A 22,416-nucleotide genomic window follows, 5' to 3' on the forward strand; every position below is an offset into this window, starting at 1 on the left:
ACCCCTTTTCGTATAAACGGAAAGGGGTTTTTGTTTGAGGTAATTTATTGCTTCACAAATTCATAATAGCCATTTGGGATGTCTATTCTTGCATTGGTAATGTTGCCCCATAATTGTATTATCATAAATGCAAGCCTGTAATTTCTTAATACCATTATTCTTTACATAGCGTAAAATGAAAATACCTTCTGTAAGCTCTTCTGTTGGATGATTAATGAACATACTAATTTTAATTTCAGTGACATCACTATTATCGATACAGTGACTTGGTAATCTATGCTTGAAATTTCTTCCGCTTATGTTGTGGTCATAACTGGAAAACGATGGATTGTCAAAATTGGCTAATGTATTTACTAACTCTAAACCATTCGTTATGTATTGATATTCACCTACCAATAAATCTTGATAATTAGATGCTGGTGATATTTGATAATGCTTTTCTTTATTAAGTTTAAAGATAATTTCAGTATCTTCATTTTAGTATTTCCATGTCCCTTAAAATTTATTAAATTCATTATTAATATCTTTTAAGTAATAGTCAGGTTTTTTTTCAAAAGGTTCTCCACTTACTAAAGGAACAATTATAGATTGAGCCTTGCAAGACAATATTGAAAGTACGAGTAATATGTTTAATATTTATTTCATAAAAAAACTATTATAAAAGAGGTTACTTATGAATAAAAAAAACCTTATTTAATTCACAAACAAAATAATAATTTACAAAAAATAGATTCCTCGACTGCGCTCGGAATGACAACTAAATCAAGGTGCAGGATTAGGAAGTTCATCATGCACTTTTTCAATAGCAGTCATTACTTCATCACTTAATGTAATATCAATACTATCAATATTTTCTTCTAATTGTTCTAAAGATGTTGCTCCAATGATATTACTTGTTATAAACGGTCTGTCAGTTACAAATGCTAAGGACATTTGTGCTAACGACATATTGTTGTCTTCTGCAATTTTTAAGTATCGTTTGGTTGCTTCAGTAGCATTTTTACTACTATATCTTGCAAACCTTGGGAAGAGTTTTAATCTCGCCTTATCACCTTCAGTTCTTTTAATATATTTTCCGGAGAGTACACCAAAAGCCATTGGAGAATAGGCTAACAAACCAATCTCTTCACGAATAGCAATTTCTGCCATATCACCTTCAAACACTCTGTTTAATAAAGAGTATGCATTTTGAATGGTAACCATTCTCGGTAACTCATGTGCATTAGATTCTTCTAAATAACGCATTGTTCCCCATGCTTTTTCATTAGAAATACCTACTTGACGTATTTTTCCTGACTTTATAATCTCATCTAAATTATGCAGTATTTCATTAAAATTATCGGTCCATGTATCATCTGGATTGTGCTTATAATCTCTCACACCAAATGTATTGGTGTTGCGTTCTGGCCAGTGCAACTGATATAAATCAATATAATCGGTTTTTAAACGTTTTAAACTATTATTTACAGCGTCATTGAGTGTTTCTTTACTAAAACCATTAGTTCTAATATGAGCAGTATAATCTCCTGGACCTGCAATTTTTGTAGCTAATACCACTTTATTCCTGTTTCCACTTTTTTCAAACCAGTTTCCAATAATTCTTTCAGTATCTGCGTAGCGCTCAGGTACAGCAGGAACAGGGTATAATTCGGCGCAATCAAAGAAATTGACTCCCTTGTCTAAGGCAAAATCCATTTGAGCAAAACCTTCGTCTTGCGTATTTTGATTTCCCCAAGTCATGGTACCTAAACATATTTTACTGACTTTTATATCGGTTTTCGGGAGTGTTGTGTATCTCATTGTATATTTTTGATTTGTCATCCTGAACTTGGTTCAGGATCTCATTATTTATGTTTCTTTTTAATAGGTTTCGACTTTAGTTTATCCTGAGCGCAGTCGAAGGGCTCAACCCGACAATTTTTATAAACGAGTAAATATAAGAAGACCTTTCCGCTTTATTAAAACTGAAAGGTCTAAATCTATATTAAGTTTTTGAGATTCTTCACTTCGCTCAGAATGACAAATAAATTAATTTATATTTCGTTCAAAAGTTTAGAAATCTCATCGAGTTTAGGGGTTAATATCACTTCAATACGACGGTTCTGAGCCTTACCTTCGGGAGTATCATTATTTGCTACAGGTGCAAATTCACCACGACCAGCAGCTGTTAAATTCTCAGGATTGATAGCAGCATTTTCTCTTAAAATATTTACAATAGCTGTTGCTCGCTTAGCTGATAAATCCCAGTTGCCACTAAGTTGCTCGTTTCCTTTGTATGGAACGTTATCTGTGTGGCCTTCAATTAAAATAGCGATTTCAGGATTTTCAGCAAGTACTTCGCCTAATTGTTTTACGGCTTGTTTTCCTTTTGAGCCAACAGCCCAACTTCCAGATTCAAACAATAATTTATTTTCCATCGATATATATACTTTTCCGTTGCGTTGTTCAACAGTTAATCCATTACCTTCAAAGTTGGTAAGCGCTTTTGAAATAGCATCTTTTAGTTTAGTCATAGCTGCATCTTTAGATGCAATCACGTTTTCTAATTCTGCAACACGTTGTGAGCGTGCCTCAAGTTCTTGTTTTAATGTATCTAATCTTGCATTTTCTGCAGCTAAGGCTAGTTCTTTAGCTTCCAATTGTGCAAGTAATTCACGGTTTTTTCTTGCGTTTTCTGCAATTGACGCTGAACTATTTTTCTCTAAAGCCTCATAAGATGCATTCAGATTATCAAGATTTGCTTTGGTTGCGTCGTAATCGGCTTGTAATTTGTTGCGTTGTGCTAATGCCTGGTCATAGTCTGACTGTAATTTAGCTAAGTCATTTGTCGCTTCGTTTAATGCAGACTCTAAATCGCGATTATCATTAGATAATTTTCGATTTTCTTTTTTTAATTCAGCATATTTATCCTCCAAATCTGTATATATTTTTTTAGATACACAAGAGGTTGTTAAAATTAAAGTTAGTGCTATTAATGACAATTTTTTAAACATAGGTTATAATATTAAGTTGTTGATTTGATTACGAGTTTGTTGTTTAATATGGTTAAGATGTATCGTTTTTTGATGTAAAGTTGGGTGTTTTAAGTTAACTGTTACGATTCTATTTCAACTAAAATCGGACAGTGGTCACTGTGTACAGCTTCTGATAGGATAACGCTTCGTTTGATATTTTCTTGTAATGGCTCACTTACCATTCCATAATCTAAACGCCAGCCTTTATTATTTGCTCTAGCATTAGCTCTGTAACTCCACCAGCTATATTCTTGTCTTTCAGGATGTAAATATCTGAATGAATCAATGAAACCACTATTGATAAAGTTCCCCAGCCATTCTCGTTCTTCAGGTAAAAAACCAGAAACACCTTTCATTTTAGGATTGTGAATATCAATTTCTTCATGGCAAATGTTGTAATCACCAAGAACCACAAGGTTTGGTAATTTATTTCTTAAGTCGTTTAAATATTCATGAATCATATTCATATATTCAAACTTATGTGCCAGTCGATCATCATTAGTGCCAGATGGCAGATACATACTCATCACAGACAAATCATCAAAGTCTGCTCTGATATTTCGACCTTCAATATCCATAGATTCAATACCTGTTCCGTATGCAACATGGTTGGGTTCAATTTTACTTAAAATGGCAACACCACTATAGCCTTTTTTTTGAGCACTAAACCAATAATTATAAATGTATCCAGCATTTTCAATAGCTTCAATATCCACTTGCTCTTTCATGGCTTTGATTTCTTGTAAGCAAACCACATCTGGATTTGCACTTCTAAGCCAATCGATAAAACCTTTATTCATCGCTGCTCTGATGCCATTTACGTTATAGGAAACAATTTTCATAATATGTATTTATTAGGTGTTTTTTGTTAAATGCCAATTTTCGGTCTAAATTAAATAATACTGTACTTTTACACTATTATTTTAAGGAGGTTTTAACCATAAAATAATTTCTGTCTTTAGAAGTTTATATACTGAATGAAAATTGCTATCTCACTTATCTGTTTTATTATGGGTTGTTCTGCGTTTGCGCAAGAACCAACCTCTAATTACAGAACCAAAAAAGTAGCGATTAGAGATTCCATAAAAATTGATACGGTCAGTATAAATACAAGTAGTTTTATGTTAAGACGAAAGGATAATACTATTATTGATTCGTCCTATTATCATGTCGATTTTTCTAAAGCCTTGTTAACGTTTAAGAAACCTGTCGAAACGGATTCCATTGTCATTGACTATTTAAGGTATCCAGATTTTATGACTAAGAAATACTTTCAGTTAGATGAGCGTATTATTGTTGAAAACACAGATAATCTTCAGCGTTTATATAAACTGAATCAATCTAATGTGCAACGTTCATTTTTGCCTTTTGATGGTTTAAGTACTTCTGGAAGTATTTCTCGAGGTGTGACGATTGGAAACAATCAAAATTCGGTTTTGAATAGTGAACTAGACTTGCAGATTTCTGGAAAGTTAAGCGATAAAGTCTCTTTGAGAGCATCTATTCAAGATGCAAATATTCCGTTACAAGAAAGTGGGTACTCTCAAAGATTAGACGAATTTGATCAGGTGTTCATTGAGCTTTTTAGCGATTCATGGAACATCAGAGCAGGAGATATCGATTTAATAAACGACAATAGTTATTTTGCTTCGTTTACAAAACGAGTTCAAGGTTTGTTGGTGAATCTGGATTTTGATAAAGAGGCATCTGATACGAATATATTTGCTGCAGGAGCTTTGGTAAGAGGTCAGTTTACAAGTAGCCAGTTTACAGCTCAGGAAGGCAATCAAGGTCCTTATAAATTACGAGGCCCAAACAGTGAATTGTTTGTGCTTATTGTTTCAGGTAGTGAAACCGTTTACGTAAATGGAATTCCCATAGAACGTGGAGAAAACAAAGATTATATTATCGATTATAATGCTGGTGAGATTATTTTTAACTCTACATTTCCGATTACTTCTGAAATGCGTATTACAGTAGATTACCAGTTTAGTGAGCGCAATTTTTCTCGCTTTACAGTTTTTGGAGGTGGACATTATGAAACTGAAAAATTAAAATTAGGTGTTTCTGTCTATTCTGAAGTCGATTCAAAAAATCAACCTTTGCAGCAAAATTTATCTTCAGAGCAAGTTGATATTCTTGCTCAGGCAGGTGACGATCAGTCTTTAATGGTTGCACCTTCCGACGTTTCCGAAGCATTTGATGAAAATCGTATTCTATATCGAAAAGAGATTATAGGAGGAGAAGAAATCTTTGTGTTTTCAACCAATCCTGAAGATGTATTGTTTAGTGTTCGATTTACACAGGTTGGGATAAATCAAGGAAATTATATCATCGTAAACAGCAATGCTATAAGTAATATTTTTGAATATGTTCCACCAGTAGGAGGTGTGCCTCAGGGAAGTTATGAACCTATTGTACAGTTAATTGCTCCCGTAAAATTACAGGTTGCTGTAGTTAACGGAACCTATAAACCAACAGAAAAGACCGATGTTTTATTTGAACTGGCTGGAAGTAGAAATGACCTGAATTTATTTTCAGATCTTGATGATGGAAATAACGACGGATTTGCTGGAAAGCTAACAGTAAGGCAACAAATTATCAAAACAGATAGTTTATGGAACTTGAGTGCTTATGGTGATGCAGATATCATTCAGAAAAACTTTAGAACCATTCAACGTTTATACAGACCTGAATTTAATCGGGATTGGAATTTAGAAAATCCAGTCGGAAACCAGAGTTTGTTGTCATCAGGATTGGAGTTGATTCATCCCGAAAAAGGAATTGCAAACTACAAGTTTGAACATCTCAATTACTCTGAAAACTTTAATGGAAATCGTCATAATCTTATGGCAAACCTTAGGTTAAAGCAATTCAATATCTATACAATGTCGAGCTATTTGAGCAATAGTAGTAGTGCATCTCAATCTACGTTTTTAAGATCTTTTAATCGCATCGTTTATCATTTTAATAAGCAATGGGTTGGAACAAAACTGGCTATGGAAGACAACGAACAACGTTTAAAATCCAATGATTCACTTACGAATTTAAGTCAGCGCTTTACATCCTACGAGGTTTTTACAGGAATAGGAGACAGTACCAGAGTATTTGTTGAGGTTGGTTATAAACGACGAGTGAATGATAGTTTACGAATGAATCGAATAAAAAAAGTAAACAGTTCTAATACCTATTATATAAAATCCCGAATTATTAAAAATAAAAATACCGACTTGGCCGTTTTTGCTAATTACAGACGCTTAAAACAAGAAGACTCCAGCCAGGAAGATGACCAGTCGTTAAATTCAAGATTGAATTTTAATCAAAAATTATTCAATAATTTAATCCTTTGGAATACTGTTTTTGAGACCAATTCAGGAACGCTTCCAAGACAGGATTTTACCTATGTTGAAGTTGAACCAGGTCAAGGTGCTTACACATGGATTGATTATAATAATAATGGTGTGCAAGAACTCGACGAATTTGAATTGGCACAATTTGTTGACGAAGGTAGTTTCATTAGAGTGCTCTTACCTAATCAGGTCTTTGTTAGGACCCATCAAAACAGATTGAGTCAAACCTTAACGATTAATCCGCAACAATGGTCAGGTTCAGATAGCAGAACAAAAAAATTCTGGTCTCATTTTTACAATCAAACTTCATACTTAATAGACCGCAAAGATGAAAGAGAAGGCAATACCTTTGATTTGAATCCATTTTCTTCAGATGATGACAATCAGTTAGCTCTTAATAAAAGTGTTAGAAATGTATTGTTTTACAACAGAGGAAAACAAACGTACACCACGTCTTATACGTTCTTAAATAATACAAACCGATCAGTGTTGTCGGTAGGATTTCAGGAAAATAAATTGCAAAGTCATCAGCTTCAGTTTAATCATAAATTTGCTAAAAGTTGGTTGATAAATTTTGAATCCAGTTTAGAAATTAATGAAAGTATCAATGAGAATTTTGTATCTCGAAATTATAAACTAGATCAAATCCGTTTTGAGCCAAAACTCTCTTACATTTTTAATGAAAATGCACGTTTTGACGTCTTTTATCAATACACTACCAAAGACAATACTATTGGTAACAAGGAAGGTTTATTACAGAATAATTTCGGATTGTCGTTTACCTATAACAACACACAAAAAATAGCTCTAACAGGAGAGGTGAATTATTTCAAAAACGAATATGATGGCAACCCCAATACGCCAGTTGCCTATCAAATTTTAGAAGGTTTACAACCTGGAAATAACTTCACCTGGAGTTTACTGGCTCAAAAGAAACTGACTAAATTTTTAGATTTGAACCTGAATTACTTCGGAAGAAAAACAGAAACCAGTAGAACCATTCATACAGGAACAGTTCAACTTAAGGCTTATTTCTAAAAAAAATAACTCCTAAGCGTTTAACTTAGGAGTTTTATAGGTTGGGATAAGATGCTAAATCAAGCTCAGCATGACGTGTATTACGGTTTATTTCATTTTTTGAAGCCAATGTTTTACATCTACTTCTTTTTTAATGATTTCGCGTAAATCTTCTATTTTAACACGTTGTTGTTCCATGGTATCTCTGTGACGAATGGTCACTGTGTTGTCTTCTAAAGTATCGTGATCTACAGTGATACAAAACGGTGTTCCGTTAGCATCCTGACGTCTGTAGCGTCTTCCTACAGCATCTTTTTCATCATAATCTACACTAAAATCCCATTTTAAATCATCAATGATTTGTCTGGCAATTTCAGGTAATCCATCTTTTTTAACTAACGGTAAAATAGCCGCTTTTACAGGTGCTAAAACAGCTGGTAATTTTAAAACGGTTCTTGTTGTATTGTTGTCTAGCTCTTCTTCTACTAATGAATTTGAAAATACAGCTAAGAACATACGATCTAAACCAATTGAAGTTTCTAAAACATAAGGTGTATAACTCGCGTTGTCCTCATGGTCAAAATATTGTAATTTTTTACCTGAAAATTCTTCGTGTTGTTTTAAATCGAAGTCTGTACGAGAGTGAATCCCTTCCAGTTCTTTAAACCCAAAAGGGAATTTAAATTCAATATCTGTAGCAGCATCAGCATAATGGGCTAATTTTTCATGATCATGAAAACGATAATTTTCTTCGCCTAAATCAAGAGATTGATGCCATTTCATTCGCGTTTCTTTCCAGTAATCAAACCATTCTTTTTGGGTTCCTGGTTTGATGAAAAATTGCATTTCCATTTGTTCGAACTCACGCATTCTAAAAATAAATTGTCTTGCAACAATTTCATTTCTGAAGGCTTTTCCAGTTTGAGCAATTCCAAAAGGAATTTTCATACGTCCAGTTTTCTGAACATTTAAAAAGTTAACGAAAATGCCCTGTGCTGTTTCAGGACGTAAGTATAAATCCATAGCATGTTCAGCACTGGCTCCTAATTTGGTGCCAAACATTAGATTAAACTGTTTGACATCTGTCCAGTTTCTTGAACCTGTCAGAGGGTCTGCAATTTCGAGTTCTTCAATTAATGCTTTTACGTCTTCTAAGTCTTCTTTTTCAAGAGATTGGCCTAGACGTTTAAGAATGCTGTCTATTTTTTCTTGATACCCAAGAACTCTTCCGTTGGTGCTTACAAATTCATCTTTATTAAAGGCATCACCAAATCGTTTTTCAGCTTTACTGATTTCTTTTTCAATTTTATTTTCAATTTTAGCGCAGTAATCTTCCACTAAAACATCTGCGCGATAACGTTTTTTAGAATCCTTATTATCAATTAAAGGATCATTAAACGCATCGACGTGTCCAGAAGCTTTCCAGGTTGTAGGATGCATAAATATTGCAGCATCGATACCAACAATGTTCTCATTCATTTGTACCATGGCTTTCCACCAATAGTCACGAATATTTTTTTTGAGTTCTGCTCCATTTTGAGCATAATCATAAACTGCACTTAGTCCATCGTAGATTTCACTACTTTGAAACACGTAACCATACTCTTTTGCATGAGAGATTACTTTTTTAAATTGATCGTCGTTTGCCATGATGCAAAAATAAAAAACCGCTCCAATTTATAGAGCGGTTTTTAATAAATTATATTGGGTTAGTTAATTTAATCTTACCTGAGTACTTCCTAATTTGCGATCCTTATTAAATACATTGATAAAATAAGTTCCTTTTGTTAAAGGTTTTTCGTCTGTATCTGCTTCAATGTCTACACAAAGATCAATGACTTCATTATTATAATCTACTATTTTTTTAGAACTGTATATTAAAGATGAATTGCCAAAAGTAATAGCACCTTTATCTGAAACAACGTTATTTTGAGGGTTTACAATTTGAACATAGATTTCTTTTTCTCCTTGTTCTGTTAATGAATTTTCAGCAAGTGTAAAGCAGACTTCAATATGATCTACTTTTTTAGCAACATCAGAAGGGCGTTTTTGTCCAAGAATTTTGATGTACGATTTGGCTTCAAATGAATTTGCAGTCAATAATGCTCCTTTTTCTAAGCTTCTGTTCAGGTTTTCGTTTTCCTTTAATAAGGAATTATTTGCTATACGTTGTTTTACTAGTTCGTTATAAGTAATTATTTTTTCTTTTTCAAGACTTTGATTTGCCGAATCAAGAGAATCGATAGCCTTAAACAAAGTTTTATTTTTAAGTTTTAAACCGTAAAGTTGCTCTTTGAATCGTGAAAGAACAGAAAGATCACTTCGAAGCATACTAAGAGAATCTAAAACTATTTTGGTATTTGTTTTAGCATCTTTTAATTGAGAAGCGATTAAATCATTCGAAATAGAAATGTCGTCATATCTTGTTATCATTTGCGATAACTCACTTTCAACCAGTTTCTTTTCTTGTTCTAAAAATTGTTGATGCGCACTAATGGATTGATAATTAGTATAACTAAAAACGCTTAAAACTGTAACGGCAACTATTAATGAACCAATAATTAATCTATAGTTAAATAATTGAGGGTTAACTATCATTATTAATTTTGTTATTTTACTTTGCGAAACTAGAGAATATGATTGCGATAATTTATTTTAATCGATGAAATGGTAAAAAATTTGTTAAACTTGTTTTTTCCGAAGGTTTGTTTAGGATGTCAAAACCATTTGACCGACAATGAACTACATATTTGTACCACATGCAGACATCAATTGCCATTAACCAATTTTCATTTTGAGACCTCTAATACAGTTCATAAAATGATGTATGGCCGAATACAACTTGAACAGGCTACAGCACTTTTGCATTTCTCTAAAAAAGGAATTGTTCAGCAATTGATGCATAATTTAAAATACAGAGGACATGAGGTAGTTGGTGAGTTTTTAGGAGAATGGTTAGGTGAAGAACTTAAAAATTCTGAAGCATATAAATCTATTGATGTAGTTGTACCTGTTCCACTACATAAATTAAAGCAAAGACAAAGAGGCTATAATCAAGTTGATAAATTTGGAAGAGCTTTAGCCAAAGCATTAAATGCCGATTATAACTCAGAAATACTAATAAAGACATCGGCAACAAAAACACAAGTATTTAAAGATCGGTTAAAACGTAGCTCAACTACAGATATGAATTTCAAAATCTCTGAAAGCAAAAGCTTTACACACAAACACATATTATTAGTTGATGATATTATTACGACAGGAGCAACCATTGAAGCTTGTGCTAATGCTCTTTTGGTTATAGAAGGTTTAAAACTAAGTGTCGCCACAATGGCAATCACAGATTAGAGTGTAGTCTAGTGTCAAAAGCACGTTAATTGTTTTGACTATGGTCGAAATAGTTGTTAATTTGTTCAAAATTTAGAATTTACAATGCGTAAAAAATGGGTTAAAATTTTAGTTTTAGTGTTGGGTATAAGTATGCTTTGCGCTTGTGCTAATAGAGGAAGACCTTCTGGTGGAGAATTGGATTTTGATCCACCTTTGATTACAAAAGTTGTCCCAGAAAATTTCTCAACAAATTTTAAAGGCAATGAAATACGTATCTATTTCAATGAATTTGTAAAGATGAAAAATTTACAAAAACAACTCATTGTTTCACCTCCAATGGATATTGAGCCTACTATTACACCTATGGGTTCAGCAAGCAAATACATTAAGATTATTATTAATGATACGCTCAAAGACAATACGACTTATGCTTTTAATTTCGGACAAAGTATTGTTGATAATAATGAAGAAAATCCATATGATTATTACAGGTATGTGTTTTCAACAGGAGATGTTATTGATTCGCTTTCTGTAAAAGGTAAAATTATGGATGCCGAAAAATTAAAACCAGATACGTTTGTATCAGTGATGTTATATGAATTAGATTCAACCTATACAGATTCTACAGTTTATAAGCAAAAACCGAAATACATAACAAATACACTCGATAGTTTAACGTCTTTTAGTATAGATAATATCAAAGAAGGGCAATACAAACTTATTGCTGTAAAGGATGAAAATGGAAATTTCACTTATCAGCAGAACAGTGACAAAATTGGATTTTATGAAAACATCGTTTCGGTACCAACAGACAGCACTTACACAATAAAATTATTTAAAGAAGTGCTGGATTTTGAGGTTAAACGACCTAAGCAAGTTTCTGGTCAGAAAATTGCTTTTGGATATGAAGGGGATTATGAAGGCATGAGCATTGAAATATTAAGCGAAACACCTGAAGGCTTTGAAAATAGAATTACAAAAGATAAAGCAAAAGATTCGTTGTATTATTGGTACAAACCAAAAATTGAAATAGATTCTGCTCTTTTTGTCGTTACTAATAAAACGTTTACAGATACGTTAACACATAAATTTAGAGATGTTGAAAAAGATTCCTTGGTTATAAAACCTGTTCAATCTGGAACATTAAATTTTGTCGATGATTTTATGCTTGAAGGCTCAGTTCCTTTTGTTAAAATTGATGAAAAACAAGTGACTATTTTAGATAAAGACTCTATTAATGTTCCGTTTACGACAAGCTATGATGAGCTTTATAATAGATATCATTTTAAATTTGAAAAGAAAGAATCGGATAAGTATACCATTCAGATGTTGCCAAACACGTTTGAAGATTTTTTTGGAAACGTTAATGATACTTTAAACTATGCATTAAGAACAAAAAATTTTGCTGATTACACCAATATAAGAGTCCGATTAGAAAATGCCGTATATCCAGTTATTGTTCAGCTAACAACAGAACAAGGAGAGGTTAAATATGAGCAATTTGCAACAGAACCACGTTTGTTTGATTTTAAAAACTTAGAACCTAATAAGTATTATATTCGAGTGATTTATGATACTAATGGAAATCAAAAATGGGATTCTGGAAATTTCTTATTACAAAGGCAACCAGAACGTGTTAGTTATGCTAAAGGTGTGATTGATGGTAGAGCAGGTTGGGATTATCCGGAAGAGGTGTTTATTTTAGATTAAAATCATCTCTATCATTTAAAAACCCAAGTTTGTTTCTATAGGTTTCGATATGCTTTTTATCAAGAGTAACAATATCAATAGCTTCTTTGTCTTCTGGAATTGTGTCTTTTCGCTTTCCAAGAACATCATAAGCTGCTGAATGCCCTGAATATTCATGATTATTAGCATCAAGTCCTACGCGATTAATCCCAATACAATAACTCATGTTTTCAATAGCGCGAGCTTGTAACAAAACATCCCAAGCATGTGTTCTTACTTTTGGCCAGTTAGCGACATAAAATACCAGGTCATAATCTTCAACATTTCTAGACCATACAGGAAAGCGTAAATCATAGCAAACGAGTGGTTTGATTTTCCAACCTTTATAGTTTACAAGAATGTTTGATTTTCCAGCAGTAAACACCTTGTGCTCACCTGCTAGTGTAAACGTATGTCGCTTGTCATAAGTATCTATGTTTCCATTAGGATGTACAAATATCAACCGATTGAAATAGTTGTTTTTTTCCTTTATAATCAGACTTCCGGTAATTGCTGCGTTTTTTTCTTCGGAAATTTTTTTCATCCATGAGATGGTTTCTCCTGTCATGGTTTCAGCAACTTCATTTGGATTCATTGTAAAACCAGATGTAAACATTTCTGGTAAAATGACAAGATCTACAGGCTTTGTGATGGAAGCTATTTTAGCACTAAAATTTTGTCTGTTTTGTTCAGGATTTTCCCAAGCCAAATCAGATTGGATCAACGCAACTTTTAATTCATTTTTCATGTACTAAAATTACAAATTTTAGGCATAAAAAAATCTATTTCGCTTATCATATTGATAATTATAACAGAGTGTTAGTTTATAAAAAGCGGGTTATACTTTCTTTTTGGCTTTGTCTACATCTTTTTGGTAACCTTCCAGTTTTTTTAGCCATTTCGTGTCATCTTGAGGAGATAACTTGTCTTTGCGCTTTAGTTTTTCATATTTTTTCTGAGCGTTTTCCAGCTTTTTTGTGGCTTTCTCTAATCGGCTTTGCGCTTTTAATTGCTGTTTTAAAGCTTTTTCGGCTTTTTTTTGTTTCTTTTCTGCTTTTTTTTGAGCTTTTTCAGCTTTTTTCTTCTCTTTTTCTAATTTTTTAGATTCTTTTTGAGTAATGATTTCGTTGTTAATCGGATTTGGTTTTTCGTCTTTCTCAATCTCTTGAGCATTTAGAAAACTACTAAACATAAAGATGAAGATAAGGATGCTGTATTTCATTATAATTTATTGTTGCGGTTTGGTAAATTAGACACAAAAGTAGTTAAGAAGTCACTTAAGTTATTGTTAAATTTTATTGAGAATATCGGCAGCTTGTTGTAAAGTATCATTTGTTTTAGCAAAACAAAAACGCAGGACCTTATGATCTATTTTATTATCGTAAAAAACAGAAAGAGGTATAGATGCAATACCGTTTTTGATGGTTAGCTCTTTTGCAAATTCAACGTCATTTTTAGATGTAATTTCAGAATAATCTAATACCTGAAAGTATGTGCCTTTTGAAGGCGTAAACTTAAACCTCGAATTTTTAATAAGACTTAAAAAGGTGTCACGTTTGTCTTGATAAAAATGGGGTAATTCTAAATAATGATTTGCGTCTTGAAGATAATCGGCTAATGCCTTTTGAGCGGGATGATGAACCGAAAATACGTTAAACTGATGTACATTTCTAAAGGCTTCCATTAGCGATTCAGGTGCACAGCAGTAGCCTATTTTCCAACCTGTATTATGAAAGGTTTTCCCGAAAGACGCTGTGATAAAGCTACGCTCTTTTAAATTTTTAAAACGACAAACACTTTGATGCTGTTCGCCATCAAAAATAATATGTTCATAGACTTCATCGCTAAGTACGATAATATCTGTTCCTTCAGTAATCTCTTGAAGTTTTAACATATCAATTTCATTCATCACTGTTCCTGTAGGGTTATGAGGTGTATTGATAAGAATCATTTTTGTTTTGCTGGTAATCGCATCTTTAACAGAATCCCAGTTTATTCTATAATTAGGAGCTTCTAAAGCTATGGAAATAGTTTTACCTCCATTGGCTTCAATAGAAGGTTGGTAGCAATCGTAAGCAGGATTGAATATTATAACTTCGTCCTCTGGCTTTATAAATGAAGAAATGATAGTAAAAATAGCTTGAGTTGCACCAGCAGTTACAGTGATTTCAGTATCAGGATGATAGCTAGAGTTGTATAGAATCTCAAACTTTTTAGAAATGGCCTGGCGTAACTCTAAATTTCCAGCCATTGGTGCATATTGATTGTAGCCAGAATTCATGGCTTTAGTAACACCATCGATTAATTTTTGATCGCTTTTAAAATTTGGAAATCCTTGTGATAAATTAATGGCATTATGCTTATTAGCTAAAGCACTCATTACTGAAAAAATAGAAGTTTCTATGTTGGTGAGTTTTGGTGTGAATTGCATAATAATCGTTGAATTATAAAGATACTATTTTTGTGATACAGTCGTTATGGTTTCTATGAAAAAACTAGTTTTATGTTTGATGGCTCCTGAAGCCTACACTTTAAAATGGGCAATTGATGGCTGGATTTTAAATGAATCAGATGCTCAAATTAGTGAACGTGCTGCTCAAGCATATCATCAGTATCAAAAATGTGGATTGAAAGGTGCAAGGCGATTGTTGGTCAATGGGTATTAATTTTTTGGCCTTCGGAGATATGATAGTAAGGAGAATGTTTTTCGCAATAACGATTGCAGTGGCATCCTTTTTTGAGATTATCGAAATCTAATATATTTAGATTGAAGATACACAAGCGAAGCTTAGAAAAAGATATAACGTAAAGCGTGGTGCTTTAGCAATTGCCCAAATAAAAAACCCTCATATTTTTATGGATCTTAATTTTATGATGAGATGCTGAAACAAGTTGAGCATGACGATATTTAATAGCCATAACACAGTCTTTAAACAATTATTTCAAAATATCATTTATAATCTTCAAATGATGGTTGGTATGAAGGTATAAAAACCGAGAAACTCTCTTAGTGTTTACATTACCAAATAAAGGGTGTTTGAAATAAGCGTTTTTGTTTAAATCAGCTATGGTTTTCACATTGGCTTTGGCTAATTCAGTTTGAGCTATAAGGTCTTCTTTTAAAATAACCTCTGGAGGTTTTACATATTTTGGTGCTTTTGCTTTTCCTCTTGGAAAGAATCCAAGTGTAAAAAATACCTTTCCTAAAAAGGAAAAATCATTTTTAAACGTTTTTGGGTCTGATGATTGTAGAGAAGCAATCACTTTATTGATAACCTTAAGGCTATGATCTATATGCCAAGCTACATTAGCATGAGATGTTTTTATATTAGAAACGGTGTGATTTTCTATATGTGTTTCCATGGCTTCAAGCGCAATATGTAACTTTTTTAAACTCATAAAATTTCTATTTAAAGAGGTGAAGGTAAGACCTTTTTTTGTAGAAAAGGAAAGCCCAAACTCTCAATTGAGAGTTTGGGCTTTTAAAATCTATGAAATTCCTTTTAAAGAAATTTAGTATCTGTAATACTCAGGCTTAAATGGTCCTTCTTGAGCAACTCCAATATAATCGGCTTGATCTTTACGAAGTTCGGTCAATTCAACACCAATTTTTGCCAGGTGTAATTTTGCTACTTTTTCATCTAAATGTTTAGGTAACATATACACTTCATTTTTATAAGCATCTCTGTTAGTCCATAATTCAATTTGCGCTAAAGTCTGGTTTGTAAATGAATTACTCATTACAAAACTTGGGTGACCTGTTGCACAACCTAAATTTACTAAACGACCTTCAGCTAAGATGATAATATCGTTACCATTAACTGTATATTTATCTACCTGAGGCTTAATTTCAACGTGAGTTGAACCATGGTTTTTCTTTAACCAGGCCATGTCAATTTCATTATCAAAATGTCCAATATTGCACACGATTGTTTTGTCTTTCATGGCTTCAAAGTGACGTCCTTGAACAATGTCTTTATTACCAGTAGTCGTAATGACGATATCGGCATTTCCAACAACCGTTTCTAATTTTTTCACTTCAAAACCATCCATAGCAGCTTGTAAAGCACAAATTGGATCAATTTCAGTAACAGTTACAATACTTCCGGCACCTTTAAAAGAAGCTGCAGTTCCTTTTCCTACATCTCCATAACCACAAACCACAACACGTTTACCTGCAAGCATGATATCTGTAGCACGACGAACAGCATCTACAGCACTTTCTTTACAACCGTATTTATTATCAAACTTAGATTTAGTAACCGAATCGTTAACATTTATGGCTGGCATAGAAAGTGTACCGTTTTTCATACGTTCGTATAAACGATGAACTCCTGTTGTCGTTTCTTCAGATAGACCATTGATACCATCCATGAGTTCAGGATAACGATCAAAAACCATGTTGGTTAAATCTCCACCATCATCTAAAATCATATTCAAAGGCTTACGGTCTTCACCAAAGAATAAGGTTTGTTCAATACACCAGTCAAATTCTTCATCATTCATACCTTTCCAAGCATAAACCGGAATTCCAGCGTCAGCAATTGCAGCAGCAGCCTGATCTTGTGTTGAAAAAATATTACATGAACTCCAGGTTACTTCAGCACCAAGAGCTTTTAGTGTTTCAATTAAAACAGCAGTTTGAATCGTCATGTGCAAACATCCTGCTATACGAGCGCCTTTTAATGGTTGAGAATCTTTGTATTCTTCACGAAGACTCATTAGGCCTGGCATTTCTGCTTCAGCTAATTCAATTTCTTTTCTTCCCCAAGCCGCAAGAGACATATCTTTTACTTTGTAAGGAACGTACGTTGATGTTTTTGTATTCATATTTTTTTCTTGTTTTAAAATTGCTCCAGCCTTTGGGTTTATGGCTTAAATAACTAAATTCGCTACATAAATAGCACCAAATTCGCCTTAGGCGATGCAAAGATAACTATTAAGTTTCAGATAATTAAATGCCACTTTATAAAACTATACAACCTAATTCACAAACTACTGTTAAAATCTGGAAGATTACTGAGTCTTATGAAGATTTGATTAGACCATTAGATTTAAAAACAAATAGTTTAGAACGTGTCTCAGGAATGAAAAGTGAACTCCATCAACGTGGGTTTTTAAGTGTACGTCATTTGCTTAGAGATTTTGGATACACAGATCAGGATTTATATTATGACGACAAAGGAAAACCTCATTTGAAAGATGGAAAATACATTTCTATTACACATTCATTTACATTTTCTGGAGTGATTATTAGCGATCATGAAGTTGGAATTGATATCGAAAAACAAAGAGATAAGATTGCTATCATTGCCAGAAAATTTGTCGATTATGAATTTCATTATGTATCCGAAACAGATGAAGACTACATAAAAAAACTGACTGTTATATGGGGAATTAAAGAGTCCTTATACAAATTGTTTGCAACGCCTGGCATGTTGTTTAGAGAACACTTTTTAGTGATTCCCTTTATGCTGGAAGATAAAGAAACAGTAGCATGGATTGATTATCAAAATAAAAAATACAGATATAATACACATTTCTTAGAGTTTGAAGGATTTACCTGTGCTTTTGTAACCACTTAAATGAAAACAGTTTATAATAACATATTACAATCGGTTTCTGAAGGTAAAAAGCAATTAGCCGTTTTGATTGATCCAGATAAAATAAAGCTTGAAGGCTTATCTGCCTTTATGCAAAAACTGAATCAATCTGTTGCGACTCATGTTTTTGTTGGCGGAAGCACAGTTGATGATGAAGCGACTGAAGCCTTAGTTCTTGAAATCAAAAAACACACCAAGTTGCCTATTGTTTTATTTCCTGGTGATGTCACACAAATTACCAATGAAGCTGATACATTGTTATTTTTATCCTTAATCTCTGGTACAAATCCTGATTATCTCATTGGAAAGCATATTGCTGCAGTTTCATCGCTGAGACACTCTACTTTAGAAGTGATTCCAACAGGGTATCTATTAATTGAAAATGGGAAACAGACTTCTGTAGAAAAGGTTACTCGAACAAAACCATTATCAAGACAAAATATTCAGCAAATTGTAGATACAGCTAAAGCAGGAGAACTTTTAGGAATGAAACTCATATATCTCGAAGCTGGAAGTGGAGCCTTACATCCTGTGCCAATTGAAATTATTAAATTTGTAAGTCAGGAATTAAGCGTTCCGCTAATTGTTGGAGGAGGAATTAGAAGTAAAAAACAATTGGAAGACGCTTATAATTCTGGAGCAGATCTTGTAGTGATAGGAACAGCTTTCGAAAACACTGATTCCTTTTTTGACAACATAAAAAAACAACCATGAACATCTCAGTAGAATTAACATTGACACCTTTGCATGACGATTATGAGCCTGCAATTATTCACTTTATAAAACAACTACGCGCCTCAAAACTAAAAGTATTAGAAAACCCGTTAAGCACTCAGGTATATGGCGAATATGATGAAGTAATGGCGTTGTTAACGGTTGAAATTAAAGAAGCGTTTCAGCTTATTGAAAGAGGATTGCTTCATATGAAGATTGTAAAATCGGACAGATACGACTATGAACCACATTTTTGAGTTTTTTTTTGAAACCTATCAACACAGAGCAACTCATTTAGTTATTCTTGAAATCATAGCTTTTTTCTTCGGTATTGCAAGTGTGATGTATGCAAAGCGAGAGCATATATTGGTATATCCAACAGGTCTTGTCGCAACTGTTATAACAGTTTATATTTTTCTTCATGATGAACTTATGGGAGATATGATGATGAATTTATATTTTTCTATCATGAGCATTTATGGCTGGTGGAATTGGTCTAGAAAAAGGAATGATACATACGTCGTACCAATTTCAAGAACTAATAAGAAAGAAAAATGGATTGGATTTGGAATGTTTATAGTTACCATGCTCGTTACGTACATCGTTTACAGAAGCTATGGAACGGAAATCGATTCCTCTAATTATATTGATATTTTTACATCAGGTATATTTTTTACTGCCATGTGGTTTATGGCAAATAAAAAACTAGAACACTGGATGCTTTGGATTGTTGCAGACCTTATTACAATTCCACTTTATGCTTATAGAGGTTGGGGAATGTTATCTTTGCAATATTTAATATTTACTATTTTAGCTATACAAGGCTATTTTGCATGGAAGAAAAGCTTAAACAAATCTCAGATAGAAAACCAAACTGTATAAAAGTTGTTTTATATGGTCCAGAATCTACCGGAAAATCATCTCTAGCTCAGGAATTAGCTACAATTTATGACACTGTTTATGTGAAGGAATTTTCTCGCGAATATGCTGAAACTAAAGCCGAACACAATTTAAAGCTAACTAAAAAAGATGTTTTACCAATTGCTATCGGACAAATGCATTGGGAAAACGAGCAACTCAAAAAGGCTAATAGAGTTTTAATCTGTGATACAGATTTGCTAGAAACAAAAGTCTATTCTGAATTTTATTTCGACGGATCTTGCCCAGATCTAGTGAAAAAATATGCTCTTAAAAACACATATGATTTATATTTTTTGACTTATATTGACACACCTTGGGAAGCAGATGGAATTCGTGATCAACCCAATACAAGATTGCAAATGTTTACTGCCTTTGAACAAGCTTTAGTAGATTCCAAAAAAAAATATAGTATTGTTAAGGGAAGTTTTGAAGAACGACTCAACATGTGCATCACCCAAATAAATAAACTTTTAAATAAGTGACATTGATTTTTTCAGAAAAAGACATACAACAAATAGAACGTAAAGGACTCACCTTAAAAAAAGTTGAACGACAATTAAAACTCTTTGAGAACGGAATTCCTTTCGCTAATCTCGTTGCCGAAGCTACCATAGGAGATGGAATTTTAAGACTATCTGAAGATGAAATAGAACAATTCATGTCTTATTTTGAATCGAAGAAGGATAGCATTTCTATTTTAAAATTCGTTCCAGCTTCAGGTGCAGCAACTCGAATGTTTAAATTTTTATATAGTTTTTTAGAGGATTATGATCTCGAAAAAGAAAGTATAAATTCGTACATTAATAAAGATAAAAACAACGACTTATCTCTGTTTTTTATTGGTTTAGATAAATTTCCGTTTTATCACATTGTACAAGAGAAACTCAAAGAAACTTATCCAGATTTTGAGTTGTTATCCATAAATGAACAGCGTTTAAATTTTGTAAAAATGATGCTGGATAGCGATAAACTTGATTATGGCAATTCTCCAAAAGGCTTAATGCCTTTTCATAAGTATAAAAATCAAGTTGTTTCCACAGCTTTTGAAGAACACCTGTACGAATCTGCTTTATATTCTTCTGGTAATGAAGCAACAAAACTTCACTTTACCATTTCAGAAAAACACAATCATAAGTTTGATGAAGAGTTTTCCAGAATTGAACAAAAAGTTGAAGAAAACACAGAATCGACATTTAATATTTCATTTTCATATCAAAAAGAATCTACAGACACAATTGCTGTAACTCCTAAAAACAAACCGTTTAGAGAAGAAGATGGCTCTTTGTTATTTAGACCTTCTGGTCATGGAGCACTAATTGAAAATTTAAACGATTTAACTGCTGATATTGTTTTTATAAAAAACATAGATAATGTCGTTACTTATAAATACAAAAATGATGTTGCTAAGTATAAAAAGGTATTAGCAGGTATTTTACTCACAATACAGGAGCAAATATTTAAATATCTGGAGTTGTTAGATCAGCCCAATATTTCTGAACAAAAACTCATTGAAATAGGTGAATTTTTGGTCAACAAGCTAAATGTAAAGATCAGTTCAGAGTTTGAAAAATACTCTCTCAGATACCAAATAGAATATTTGACTGAAAAACTGAATCGTCCTATTCGTGTTTGTGGTATGGTGAAAAATGAAGGTGAACCTGGAGGTGGACCGTTTTGGGTTAAAGATGAAAGTGGAAATATAACACTTCAAATAGTTGAATCTGCTCAGATAAATAAGAAAAGTAAACATCAAAAACAGATATTAAAAAATGCAACCCATTTTAACCCAGTTGATCTGGTCTGTGGTATAAAAGATTACAAGGGAGAAAAGTTTAATTTGAAAAAATTTATTGATAAAAAGGCGGCTTTTATTTCCATGAAAACAAAAACAGGTAAAGACCTTAAAGCACTTGAGCTTCCTGGATTATGGAATGGAAGTATGGCAAACTGGAACACCGTTTTTGTTGAAGTGCCATTAATTACTTTTAATCCTGTAAAAACAGTCAACGATTTATTAAAAGCACCACATCAAATTAAAGATAATGTTTGATGAACAAGTCCTCTTAAATGAATTAACCTTTAAAGCCATTCGTAGTTCTGGTGCTGGTGGACAACATGTTAATAAAACAGCCTCTAAAGTTGAACTAACCTTTGATTTAGAGGCTTCAAAAGGCTTGTCAGACATACAAAAAAAACGTCTCAAAACTAATTTAGAAACAAGATTAACCAAGGCTTTTGTTTTAATTATGCAATGTGGTGAAAGTAGAAGCCAGCATAAAAATAAAGCGATTATTATAAATCGGTTTTTTGAACTAATTAAAGCCAATCTGATTGAAGATACAGAACGAATTCCAACTAAACCTCCAAAATCGGTCAAAATAAAGCAACTTGTTAATAAACGGAAAAATTCAGAAAAAAAATCAAATCGTAAGCCTCCTGAATTCGATTAAATAAAAATATAGAGATTATTGATGTGCAATCCATAAATCTATTTTATCTTTGCATCGTTCTCAAAAAAGGGGTGCTTTTTCAGTTAGTAGTCATTAGTGAACCATTAGGAGTCTGCTTACAGGCTTTTGATTATTAACTTTTAACTTTTAACTTCCAAAAGGCTGAGATCATACCCATTGAACCTAGAACAGGTAATGCTGTTTAGGAAGCGAACGTTAATTAAATGTCTAACAGACGTTTTTAGCGAGTGCGATAAGATTTTCAATGTTATTTACTTCTGAATTTGAC

Annotated in this window: 22 protein-coding genes; 11 read left to right on the forward strand and 11 right to left on the reverse strand. The window is 32.9% G+C overall.

What is annotated here, in order from left to right:
• Positions 1-60: 60 nt before the first annotated feature.
• The 4 genes from ACRHNM_RS02970 to ACRHNM_RS02985 all read right to left on the reverse strand — a co-directional run bounded on the left by ACRHNM_RS02970 (position 61) and on the right by ACRHNM_RS02985 (position 3,856).
• Positions 61-462, reverse strand: coding sequence for a DUF6705 family protein (locus ACRHNM_RS02970; RefSeq protein WP_431134015.1), 402 nt, complete (start codon positions 460-462; stop codon positions 61-63).
• Between the two features lie 300 nt (positions 463-762).
• Positions 763-1,800, reverse strand: a complete 1,038-nt coding sequence (locus ACRHNM_RS02975; RefSeq protein ID WP_431133502.1) for an aldo/keto reductase — start codon at positions 1,798-1,800, stop codon at positions 763-765.
• Between the two features lie 233 nt (positions 1,801-2,033).
• Positions 2,034-2,993, reverse strand: a complete 960-nt coding sequence (locus ACRHNM_RS02980) for an OmpA family protein (RefSeq protein WP_431133504.1) — start codon at positions 2,991-2,993, stop codon at positions 2,034-2,036.
• A gap of 101 nt (positions 2,994-3,094) precedes the next feature.
• Positions 3,095-3,856: an exodeoxyribonuclease III gene (locus tag ACRHNM_RS02985; protein ID WP_431133506.1), complete on the reverse strand. Its 762-nt coding sequence runs from the start codon at positions 3,854-3,856 to the stop codon at positions 3,095-3,097.
• Between the two features lie 135 nt (positions 3,857-3,991).
• Between ACRHNM_RS02985 and ACRHNM_RS02990 the strand changes: the two genes are divergently transcribed.
• Positions 3,992-7,402, forward strand: a complete 3,411-nt coding sequence (locus ACRHNM_RS02990; RefSeq protein ID WP_431133509.1) for a hypothetical protein — start codon at positions 3,992-3,994, stop codon at positions 7,400-7,402.
• An 87-nt stretch (positions 7,403-7,489) separates the two neighbouring features.
• Here the strand turns inward: ACRHNM_RS02990 and ACRHNM_RS02995 are convergent, their stop codons facing one another.
• Both ACRHNM_RS02995 and ACRHNM_RS03000 read right to left on the reverse strand, forming a co-directional pair.
• The gene (locus ACRHNM_RS02995; RefSeq protein ID WP_431133511.1) at positions 7,490-9,031 is read right to left on the reverse strand and encodes a glycine--tRNA ligase; all 1,542 of its coding nucleotides are present in this window, start codon (positions 9,029-9,031) and stop codon (positions 7,490-7,492) included.
• 63 nt (positions 9,032-9,094) lie between these two features.
• A complete protein-coding gene (locus tag ACRHNM_RS03000; RefSeq protein ID WP_431133513.1) occupies positions 9,095-9,979 on the reverse strand; it encodes a hypothetical protein in 885 nt (294 codons plus the stop codon).
• A gap of 90 nt (positions 9,980-10,069) precedes the next feature.
• On the opposite strand from ACRHNM_RS03000, the gene ACRHNM_RS03005 reads away from it, so the two are divergent.
• Together ACRHNM_RS03005 and ACRHNM_RS03010 are read left to right on the forward strand one after the other, a co-directional pair.
• Positions 10,070-10,729, forward strand: a complete 660-nt coding sequence (locus ACRHNM_RS03005) for a ComF family protein (protein WP_431133515.1) — start codon at positions 10,070-10,072, stop codon at positions 10,727-10,729.
• An 84-nt stretch (positions 10,730-10,813) separates the two neighbouring features.
• The gene (locus ACRHNM_RS03010) at positions 10,814-12,421 is read left to right on the forward strand and encodes an Ig-like domain-containing protein (RefSeq protein WP_431133517.1); all 1,608 of its coding nucleotides are present in this window, start codon (positions 10,814-10,816) and stop codon (positions 12,419-12,421) included.
• Here ACRHNM_RS03010 and ACRHNM_RS03015 read toward each other — a convergent pair.
• The 3 genes from ACRHNM_RS03015 to ACRHNM_RS03025 form a co-directional block, all read right to left on the reverse strand.
• Positions 12,408-13,187: an amidohydrolase gene (locus tag ACRHNM_RS03015; RefSeq protein ID WP_431133519.1), complete on the reverse strand. Its 780-nt coding sequence runs from the start codon at positions 13,185-13,187 to the stop codon at positions 12,408-12,410. The two genes, ACRHNM_RS03010 and ACRHNM_RS03015, sit on opposite strands and share 14 nt — an antisense overlap.
• Before the next feature lie 90 nt (positions 13,188-13,277).
• On the reverse strand, positions 13,278-13,661 hold the full coding sequence (locus ACRHNM_RS03020) for a hypothetical protein (protein WP_431133521.1): 384 nt from the start codon (positions 13,659-13,661) through the stop codon (positions 13,278-13,280).
• Positions 13,662-13,727: 66 nt separating this feature from the next.
• Positions 13,728-14,870 (reverse strand): methionine aminotransferase, encoded by a 1,143-nt coding sequence (locus ACRHNM_RS03025; RefSeq protein WP_431133524.1) that lies wholly within the window; start codon positions 14,868-14,870, stop codon positions 13,728-13,730.
• Between the two features lie 55 nt (positions 14,871-14,925).
• Here ACRHNM_RS03025 and ACRHNM_RS03030 point away from each other — a divergent pair, with 55 nt between their 5' ends.
• Positions 14,926-15,105, forward strand: a complete 180-nt coding sequence (locus tag ACRHNM_RS03030; RefSeq protein WP_431133525.1) for a hypothetical protein — start codon at positions 14,926-14,928, stop codon at positions 15,103-15,105.
• A 271-nt stretch (positions 15,106-15,376) separates the two neighbouring features.
• Here ACRHNM_RS03030 and ACRHNM_RS03035 read toward each other — a convergent pair whose 3' ends face one another.
• Positions 15,377-15,838, reverse strand: a complete 462-nt coding sequence (locus ACRHNM_RS03035) for a DUF1569 domain-containing protein (RefSeq protein ID WP_431133528.1) — start codon at positions 15,836-15,838, stop codon at positions 15,377-15,379.
• 114 nt (positions 15,839-15,952) lie between these two features.
• On the reverse strand, positions 15,953-17,269 hold the full coding sequence (gene ahcY, locus ACRHNM_RS03040; protein ID WP_431133530.1) for an adenosylhomocysteinase: 1,317 nt from the start codon (positions 17,267-17,269) through the stop codon (positions 15,953-15,955).
• A gap of 128 nt (positions 17,270-17,397) precedes the next feature.
• Between ahcY and ACRHNM_RS03045 the strand changes: the two genes are divergently transcribed.
• Genes ACRHNM_RS03045 through arfB form a run of 7 tightly spaced genes read left to right on the forward strand, consistent with a single transcriptional unit; the run spans position 17,398 to position 22,127 of the window.
• The gene (locus ACRHNM_RS03045) at positions 17,398-18,024 is read left to right on the forward strand and encodes a 4'-phosphopantetheinyl transferase family protein (protein WP_431133532.1); all 627 of its coding nucleotides are present in this window, start codon (positions 17,398-17,400) and stop codon (positions 18,022-18,024) included.
• Entirely contained in the window at positions 18,025-18,756 is a 732-nt protein-coding gene (locus ACRHNM_RS03050) for a geranylgeranylglyceryl/heptaprenylglyceryl phosphate synthase (RefSeq protein WP_431133534.1), read from the forward strand.
• On the forward strand, positions 18,753-19,013 hold the full coding sequence (locus tag ACRHNM_RS03055; protein ID WP_431133536.1) for a thiamine-binding protein: 261 nt from the start codon (positions 18,753-18,755) through the stop codon (positions 19,011-19,013). Before ACRHNM_RS03050 ends, ACRHNM_RS03055 begins: the two co-directional genes overlap by 4 nt.
• Positions 18,997-19,638, forward strand: coding sequence for a nicotinamide riboside transporter PnuC (gene pnuC / locus ACRHNM_RS03060; protein ID WP_431133537.1), 642 nt, complete (start codon positions 18,997-18,999; stop codon positions 19,636-19,638). The genes ACRHNM_RS03055 and pnuC overlap by 17 nt, the downstream gene beginning before the upstream one ends.
• Complete coding sequence (locus ACRHNM_RS03065) at positions 19,590-20,159, forward strand: AAA family ATPase (RefSeq protein WP_431133539.1); 570 nt, start codon at positions 19,590-19,592, stop codon at positions 20,157-20,159. The genes pnuC and ACRHNM_RS03065 overlap by 49 nt, the downstream gene beginning before the upstream one ends.
• Positions 20,160-20,161: 2 nt before the next feature.
• Entirely contained in the window at positions 20,162-21,727 is a 1,566-nt protein-coding gene (locus ACRHNM_RS03070) for a DUF4301 family protein (RefSeq protein ID WP_431133541.1), read from the forward strand.
• Positions 21,720-22,127: an alternative ribosome rescue aminoacyl-tRNA hydrolase ArfB gene (gene arfB, locus ACRHNM_RS03075; protein ID WP_431133543.1), complete on the forward strand. Its 408-nt coding sequence runs from the start codon at positions 21,720-21,722 to the stop codon at positions 22,125-22,127. Before ACRHNM_RS03070 ends, arfB begins: the two co-directional genes overlap by 8 nt.
• Positions 22,128-22,416 lie beyond the last annotated feature (289 nt).

The sequence above is a fragment of the Psychroserpens mesophilus genome, assembly GCF_050617655.1.
Lineage (GTDB): Bacteria > Bacteroidota > Bacteroidia > Flavobacteriales > Flavobacteriaceae > Psychroserpens > Psychroserpens mesophilus_A.